The sequence below is a fragment of the Erwinia sp. B116 genome (genome assembly GCF_002865965.1).
Lineage (GTDB): Bacteria > Pseudomonadota > Gammaproteobacteria > Enterobacterales > Enterobacteriaceae > Erwinia.
The window spans coordinates 43225-50325 of sequence record NZ_JRZZ01000033.1; the positions used below are offsets into that span (position 1 = coordinate 43225).

The window sequence follows — 7101 nt, forward strand, 5'->3', positions numbered from 1 at the left end:
ACGGAACCCAGGTGCGCCTCACGGACGATAACGTTTAAGGATAAAACATGCGTTTTACTGATTCACTGGTGTTTGGCTGGCGACGCCGGCTGCCCATGCTACAGCAAACCCAGGCCGCAGAGTGCGGGCTGGCCTGCGTGGGGATGATAGCCGGCTATTACGGCCATCACTTTGACCTCGTCACCCTGCGGCACCGTTTTTCCACCTCGCTGAAGGGGGCCACGCTGGCGGATATCATGCAGATCGCCCACCGGCTGGGGATGGCGAGCCGTGCGCTGCGCCTGGAGCTGGACGAGCTGGACCAGCTCAGCACGCCGTGCATCCTGCACTGGGAGATGAACCACTTTGTGGTGTTAAAGAAGGTGACCCGCAACAAAGTCATTCTGCACGATCCGGCGCGGGGCCTGCGTGAAGTTAGCATGGAGGAGGTCTCTAAATCCTTTACCGGCGTGGCGCTGGAACTGCTGCCGTCGGCCAGTTTCCAGCGGCTGGAAGAGAAGCAGAGCGTGTCAATGCGCCGGCTGGTCGGCGGCATTATCGGGCTGAAGAGCGTGTTTGCGCAGATCCTGATTATGTCACTGGCGCTGGAGCTGTTCGGCATCCTGACGCCGTTCTTTATGCAGTGGGTGATGGATATGGTGCTGGTCTCCGCCGACCGCTCGTTGCTGACGCTGCTGGGCAGCGGGTTTATCATCGTTCTGCTGCTGCAAAACGTGGTCAGCGCGCTGCGATCCTGGGTAATGGCGTGGTTTTCCAGCATGCTCAGCGTGCAGTGGTCGGCCAACGTCTTTTCCTGGCTGCTGGGCCTGCCGATGGCGTTTTTTGAAGCCCGTCACGTGGGCGACATCGTTTCACGCTTTGGCTCGATCGGAACCATTCAGAATACCCTGACCACCCGTTTTATCAGTACGGTGCTGGATGGGGTGATGGCCTTTGTCACCCTCGGGCTGATTTTTGCCTACAACGCGAAGCTGACGGTACTGGTTATCGGGCTGTTTGTTACCTATATGCTGATTCGCTTTGTCTCCTGGCGGCCGTTCCGCCGGGCCAATGAAGAGCAGATTATCGCCGCGGCCCGCACGCAAACCCAGCTGCTGGAGACGATCCGCGGCGCGCAGGCGGTCAAGCTGAACAATAAAGAGGAGGTGCGGCTGGCGGCATATGCCAATGCGCTGGTGGAGTCGACCAATAAGGGCATCGCCATTCAGCGGCTGAGCATCAGCTTTACCACGCTGCAGGGCACCATCGCCGGCGTCGGGCGCATCGTGCTGATCTGGCTGGCCGCGCTGCAGGTGCTGGAAGGGAACTTCTCGGCGGGGATGCTGGTGGCGTTTATCAGCTTCTCCGATCAGTTTATCGCGCGGGCCTCCGGGTTAATCGATGCGCTGCTTGAGTTCCGCATGCTGCGCCTGCACGGCGAGCGTATTGCCGATATCGTGCTGACCGAGAAGGAGGAGGATCGCCCGGCCGGCGCGATCGAACGGCCGTCCGGGCCGCGGTGTAGCGGCCCGGGGTTAACCGTCCGCGACCTCAGTTTCCGCTATGCGGAAAACGAACCCTGGATCCTGCACCAGTGTGATTTCTCCATCGCACCCGGTGAAAACGTGGCGATTGTCGGACGTTCGGGGCAGGGTAAAACCACGCTGGCCAAGCTGCTGCTGGGCCTGCTGAAACCGCAGCAGGGGGAGATTACGGTCGCCGGCGTGGATATTCGCCGTACCGGCATGCAGGCTCACCGCGCCCGCATCGGCTGCGTGATGCAGGACGATATCCTGTTTGCCGGATCGATTGCGGAGAACATCAGCTTCTTTGATGCCGAACCCAGCCCGCAGCAGGTTGAGGTGGCCGCGCAGCAGGCGCAGATCCATGACGATATCGTGGCGATGCCGATGGGCTATCAGACGCTGGTCGGGGATATGGGGTCGTCGCTTTCCGGTGGGCAGATCCAGCGCGTGCTGCTGGCGCGGGCGCTTTACCGCCAGCCGGAGATCCTGCTGCTGGATGAGGCCTCCAGCCACCTGGACATCGAGCGTGAGCGGCTGATTAATGCCGCCATCCGCCAGATGCCGGTAACGCGCATTATCATCGCGCACCGGCCGGAGACCATTCGCAGCGCCGACCGGGTGATCGTCATCGACCAGGGCCGTGCGCACAGCCTGGACGCCGACAGTTTTATCGCGCTGCAGTCGCCGCCGCAGTTGCCGGGCTAGCGCCGCCGGCGCGTCACAAAAGTATCGGGCTGAAAGAGGGCGCTCAGCCCTTCTTCACAAACTCTGACTTCAGCTTCATCGGGCCAAAGCCGTCGATTTTGCAGTCGATATTGTGGTCACCCTCGACCAGCCGGATGCTTTTGACCCGGGTGCCGATCTTCAGCGGCGTTGAGCTGCCCTTCACCTTCAGGTCTTTAATCACCGTCACGCTGTCACCATCGGCCAGCAGGTTGCCGTTGGCGTCCTTAACGATCAGCGCGTCTTCCGTCGCGCCCTCGGCACCCGGTTGCCAGACGTGGCCGCACTCAGGGCAGTTCAGCTGTTCGCCATCCTGCCAGCTGTATTCAGAGTGACATTTCGGGCAGGGAGGTAAAGTTTGCATAATAGGGTCTCAGTCAAATCCATAATAAAAGAAGGGGCATAGTTTACTCCCTGCCAGTGATTCTGCCTAGCGGTGGGAAGGGCTGCTGTCCGAGGCGTGGCGGGCCGTCACCGGCCCGGCGGCGGTTTACTCAGTGGCGGCCTGACGCGGCTTACCCTTCAGCGTCCAGGTAAGCAGGAGGATCGGCAGGCTGCACAGGATCAGCACGGCGCCGAGGTTCTGCGCCAGCCCGGCCAGAGACAGCCCCGTACCGAGCAGCAGGTAGTAGAGCAGCCCGAGCAGCGCCCCCGCCGTGCCGGCACAGTCCTTATAGCTGCGCAGAGCATAAGCGAGGACATTGGGTATCGCGATACCGTACGCCATTACCACCGGCACCATCGCCAGCACAAAGCCGACGCTGTTTTCCAGCGCCAGCACCCCCGCGCCCCCGGCCAGCGCAAGCCCACCGGCCAGCGTCAGCAGCCGGCGTAATCCCCAGCCGGCGGCGACCAGCCGCCGGTTGATACCGGCACCGGCGGCCACGCCCGCCGCCAGCACCAGCCCGGTATAACCGAACCAGTGCTGCGGCACGGCCAGCGTCGCAAAGCGGAAGGGGGCCAGCTGGTAATAGCTGAACATACAGATATTGAACAGCGCCACCCACAGCGCGCTGCGCCAGATGTCCCAATCCCGCAGCATGCGCCGCAGCGTGGCGAAAAAGGGCGTGGTGGTCCACTGCGCCGGACGGGTTTCCGGCAGTTGCCAGGCGGTGTATGCCAGCAGCACCGCAGCCAGCACGGCCAGGCCGGTGAATACTCCCTGATAGCCGCCGTAGCGGGTCAGCACGGTGCCGCTCAGTACGCCGATCGCCGGGCTGACGGCCATGGCGATCCCCATCAGGGAGAACACCCGCGCCAGCTGGTGACCGTCAAAACGATCGCGGATCGCCGTCTGCGTCGCTACTGACCCCACCGCAGCGCCAAAGGCCGCCAGCATCCGCGCCAGCAGCAGCAGCGTGAAGCTGCCGCTGAAGACGGCCGTCAGCGAGGCGACCAGATACAGCACCAGGCCTGCTAACATCGTCGGGCGTCGGCCGATCAGGTCACACATGCGGCCCCATACCACCACGCCGAAGGCAAACGCGAAGAAGTAAAGCGACAGGGTTTGCGCCGCCGCCTCCGCGCTGACCTGAAAACCCTGCGCGATAGCGGTCAGCGCCGGGCTGTAAAGGGTCTCCACCACCTGTGGGAACATCATCAGGCAGGTCGCCAGGGGGAGCGTCAGTTTAGGTTGCATAGTCTTCCTGCGAGAGTGAGGGGTAAATGAGCGAATAAAATAGCACCGGCCGTCACTCTCCCTTTACAATATAAAAGACAAAAAATTGTTGAAATCGGACATGTTATGCCACGGATAGATGCAGACGCACCCTTTGATCCCGACGGTTACCGCAACGACGTGCTGGGCATCGCCTCCGGGCTGGCGCAGCACGACTCGGGCATGCACCGGCATGATAAAGGGCAGCTGTTGTTCAGCCAGCAGGGCTGTATGCGCATCACGCTGAACCAGAGTTTTTCACTGTTGCCGCCGGGGCGGGTGGCGTGGATCCCGGGGGGCGTGCCGCACCGCGTGCAGATCCAGGGCGTGGTCGGCTACCGCTCGGTGTGGCTGGTGCAGGCGCGGTTTGCCTCCCTCGCCGGCCACGTTGAGATCGTCAGCGCCAGCCCGCTGCTGCGCGAGGTGCTGGAACGTATCGCCTTTGCTGAATTTGACACCGACTGGCGGCAGGGGGCGGCGGCAAACCTGCTGGCGGTGTGCCTGGACGAGCTGCAGGCCGCACCGCGCGAGCTGACCACGCTAAGGCTGCCCGTCGACCGCCGCCTGCGGGCGCTGAACGCGATGTCCCTGCCGCCGCCGCTGCATAGCCTGGCGCGCAGCAGCGGGGCCAGCGAAAAAACCATCAGCCGTATTCTGCTGCGCGAAACCGGGCTGAGCTATCAGCAGTGGCGACAGCAGTGGCGGCTGATAAAAGCGCTGGAGATGCTGGTGGCGGGGCAACCGCAGGCTGATATCGCCGCCGCGCTGGAGTTTGCCAGCGACAGCGCCTTCTCGGCCTTTTTCAGCAAAATGACCGGCCGCTCACCGCGGGCGTATCTGGCGCAGCGGCCGTGAAAAGGTATCGCGAGAATGTCTGGTGGGAGATATTTAAATGGCCACAACCGTACAATGGTATCGCCAGTTTTTGCCACCCGGCAGGCGCGCCTGTCGCGGCCATGCCAGTAACGTTGTTGAGTAAGGACGACCATGCACGCGCCCAAGGAAGCGATCTTCTTTACCAAGGGAGATTCTGCAGATATCTCCAACTGGTCCAACGTGCCTTACTTTTTTACCCGCACGCTGGAAGAGAAGGGCGTGACCGTTCATCGGGTCAATATTGACGATCACCGCCGCCTGAGAAAATACTACAACCGTTATATTAAAAAGATCTACGGCGCGATCTATCCTCAGAACGACTATGACTACCAGCGCAGTAAGATCTCGAAGTTCTTTTTCGACCGCAATATCAAGCGAGCGGTGGCGGCACATCTCAACGCCGATCTCTGTATCTTTATCGGCTTCGAGTTCTGGAGCGCCTTCAGCGCCGTTCCCACCCTGCTGTTCTGCGACTGGATCTACAAAATCTACCAGGAAGAGCACCTGAAAAAGCAGGTTAACCCGCTGGAACAGGACTTTATGCGCCGCCAGCGCGGCGATCGGCAACGCGCGGCTGACGGTATCGTTGTTTGAAGAGTGCGCCGTCAAAATCAGTGAGGATAACCCCGCCGCCCGCGTTAGCTGGATCGACTCTAACGCGGTCAACTCGATTATTCCGTATGACCAGGTCGAGGCGATGCGCGAGTAGATTGTTGCCAAAAAGCATAGCTCTGATAAGATCCTGTTTATCGGCAAGGCCAAATATAAAGAGGGGGCGTAGCAGCTGATCGACAGCCTGATGCTGTTATTAAAGGAGCAGCCGGCGCTGGAGCTGGATATTATCGGCATGCACGCCCGTGAATTACGCGGTGCCGACCACCCGGCGATTCGCTGCCACGGCTATTTACGCAAGGATGTGCCGGCGGAACGCAAGAAATACAACGATCTGCTGATCGGCGCGCGCATGGTGGTTAACCCGTCCGACGTCTGGGTCGGCTACTCGTCGATTATCGAAGCGATGTACTTCTATACTCCGGTGATCACCTCCCGTTATCAGGAGTTCACCTCACAGTTCGGGGAACAGATCGCCTTCGGCCACTATGTCACCAGCGACGTGACCGATATCACCCGGGGCATCGGTGAAGTGTTTGCCGCCGAAAACTACCCGCAGCTGTGCGAGGCTGCCCACGCGGCGGTGAAGGATTACCGCTGGGATGTCTACGTCGAAAAGCTGCTGGCAAAGGTGTGACAAGGGGCTTGTGCCGGGTAAGATGGGAGCGGCTATTCTGCCGGCCTTACCGAATGCGCGCGAAACGCCTGCCGACTAAATAGCTGATCCTAATGTCGCTACACTTTGGCCAGACCGTGTTGTCCGCCCGGGAAGGGGCTGGCCGTACTCATAAAATGCTTCACCTTTTTGAGCAGTTGCCACATTGAGCGACACTGATGATTGCGGGTGATGGTGTCGTGTAATGCCTACCACAGCCGTTCAACGTGATTTACCCACGGCGAGTAAACCGGCTGGTAAATCACCCTGAACTTTGGATTCTCTTTCAGCCAGCGCAGCGTTTCACGGCTCTTGTGGATGATGTAGTTATCCACGATAAGCGTGATGCTTTTTGCCCGGCGGTAGGTCGCTTTAAGGTGTTTCAGCAGGCTGATAAACAGCACCGAGCCTTTGCTGCCGCCGCCCACGTAACTGACCTTCCCGGTACCGGTGTGCAGGGCGCCCGCCAGGTAATACTTCTCATTCTGACCGGACGTGACAACGCGTTTCTGATGCCCTCGCAGCTGCCAGTCTGCGCCGATTTTTGGGTTGAGGTGGATATCCACCTCGTCTTCGTAAAACACCGGATTTTCCTGGCTGCACTGTGCGAGAGCGGCGTTGATAGTGGCCATTTTTTCTTCCTTATGCGGGTCACGGATCCTGAGCGTAGGGGCCGCTCTTCGCCAGACCAGACCGGCCCGGGGAAGCCAGCGGCGGACGGTGGACGCATGCAGGTGGCAACCGGTTATCTCTCTGATTTTTATCGCCATCAGTTCAGTACTCCAGCGCGAACGCTGGTAGCCAAAGTCACCCGGCGAGTGCTTCACCAGCTGAAGCAGGAGTGAGCAGATATGCTCAACCGGCCAGCGACGCCCGCGCCCGGGCGGCAGGGATTTCAGGCCGTCGGTGCCATAAAGAGTAAACCAGTTTATCCAGCGACCCACGGATGAACGGGCGCAGCAGAGCGTTCTGGCAACCTCGCTGACGCTGTCCCCCCGATCCAGCATCAGCAGGGCCGTGAGCCGTCGGGCGTGGTTTTTGTCACGCGTTTTATGAAGCGTTTTTTGCATCAG

Annotated in this window: 7 protein-coding genes and 1 pseudogene; 5 read left to right on the forward strand and 3 right to left on the reverse strand. The window is 60.5% G+C overall.

What is annotated here, in order from left to right:
• Window positions 1-47: 47 nt before the first annotated feature.
• Window positions 48-2210, forward strand: a complete 2163-nt coding sequence (locus NV64_RS18170; RefSeq protein WP_056233554.1) for a peptidase domain-containing ABC transporter — start codon at window positions 48-50, stop codon at window positions 2208-2210.
• A 43-nt stretch (window positions 2211-2253) separates the two neighbouring features.
• On the opposite strand, the gene NV64_RS18175 is transcribed toward NV64_RS18170, so the two are convergent.
• Entirely contained in the window at window positions 2254-2592 is a 339-nt protein-coding gene (locus NV64_RS18175; protein WP_056233556.1) for a zinc ribbon domain-containing protein YjdM, read from the reverse strand.
• Window positions 2593-2718: 126 nt separating this feature from the next.
• The gene (locus NV64_RS18180) at window positions 2719-3867 is read right to left on the reverse strand and encodes an MFS transporter (protein WP_101506478.1); all 1149 of its coding nucleotides are present in this window, start codon (window positions 3865-3867) and stop codon (window positions 2719-2721) included.
• 105 nt (window positions 3868-3972) lie between these two features.
• Here NV64_RS18180 and NV64_RS18185 point away from each other — a divergent pair, with 105 nt between their 5' ends.
• From NV64_RS18185 to NV64_RS18195, 4 genes are all read left to right on the forward strand, one after another.
• Window positions 3973-4740, forward strand: coding sequence for a helix-turn-helix domain-containing protein (locus tag NV64_RS18185; protein ID WP_101506479.1), 768 nt, complete (start codon window positions 3973-3975; stop codon window positions 4738-4740).
• Window positions 4741-4872: 132 nt separating this feature from the next.
• Window positions 4873-5355, forward strand: a complete 483-nt coding sequence (locus NV64_RS18190) for a hypothetical protein (RefSeq protein WP_101506480.1) — start codon at window positions 4873-4875, stop codon at window positions 5353-5355.
• Complete coding sequence (locus NV64_RS24385; RefSeq protein WP_255410335.1) at window positions 5348-5470, forward strand: hypothetical protein; 123 nt, start codon at window positions 5348-5350, stop codon at window positions 5468-5470. The genes NV64_RS18190 and NV64_RS24385 overlap by 8 nt, the downstream gene beginning before the upstream one ends.
• 90 nt (window positions 5471-5560) lie before the next feature.
• A complete protein-coding gene (locus tag NV64_RS18195; protein ID WP_101506481.1) occupies window positions 5561-6010 on the forward strand; it encodes a hypothetical protein in 450 nt (149 codons plus the stop codon).
• Window positions 6011-6108: 98 nt separating this feature from the next.
• On the opposite strand, the pseudogene NV64_RS18200 reads toward NV64_RS18195, so the two are convergent.
• Window positions 6109-7101, reverse strand: a pseudogene (locus tag NV64_RS18200) (IS630 family transposase); the annotation flags it as partial.

Excerpts from the sequence above, each read along its gene's own strand:
- NV64_RS18175 (WP_056233556.1), bottom strand. The coding sequence starts at position 2,592 with ATGCAAACTTTACCTCCCTGCCCGAAATGTCACTCTGAATACAGCTGG.
- NV64_RS18190 (WP_101506480.1), top strand. The coding sequence starts at position 4,873 with ATGCACGCGCCCAAGGAAGCGATCTTCTTTACCAAGGGAGATTCTGCA.
- NV64_RS18185 (WP_101506479.1), top strand. The coding sequence starts at position 3,973 with ATGCCACGGATAGATGCAGACGCACCCTTTGATCCCGACGGTTACCGC.
- NV64_RS18180 (WP_101506478.1), bottom strand. The coding sequence starts at position 3,867 with ATGCAACCTAAACTGACGCTCCCCCTGGCGACCTGCCTGATGATGTTC.
- NV64_RS18195 (WP_101506481.1), top strand. The coding sequence starts at position 5,561 with ATGCTGTTATTAAAGGAGCAGCCGGCGCTGGAGCTGGATATTATCGGC.
- NV64_RS18170 (WP_056233554.1), top strand. The coding sequence starts at position 48 with ATGCGTTTTACTGATTCACTGGTGTTTGGCTGGCGACGCCGGCTGCCC.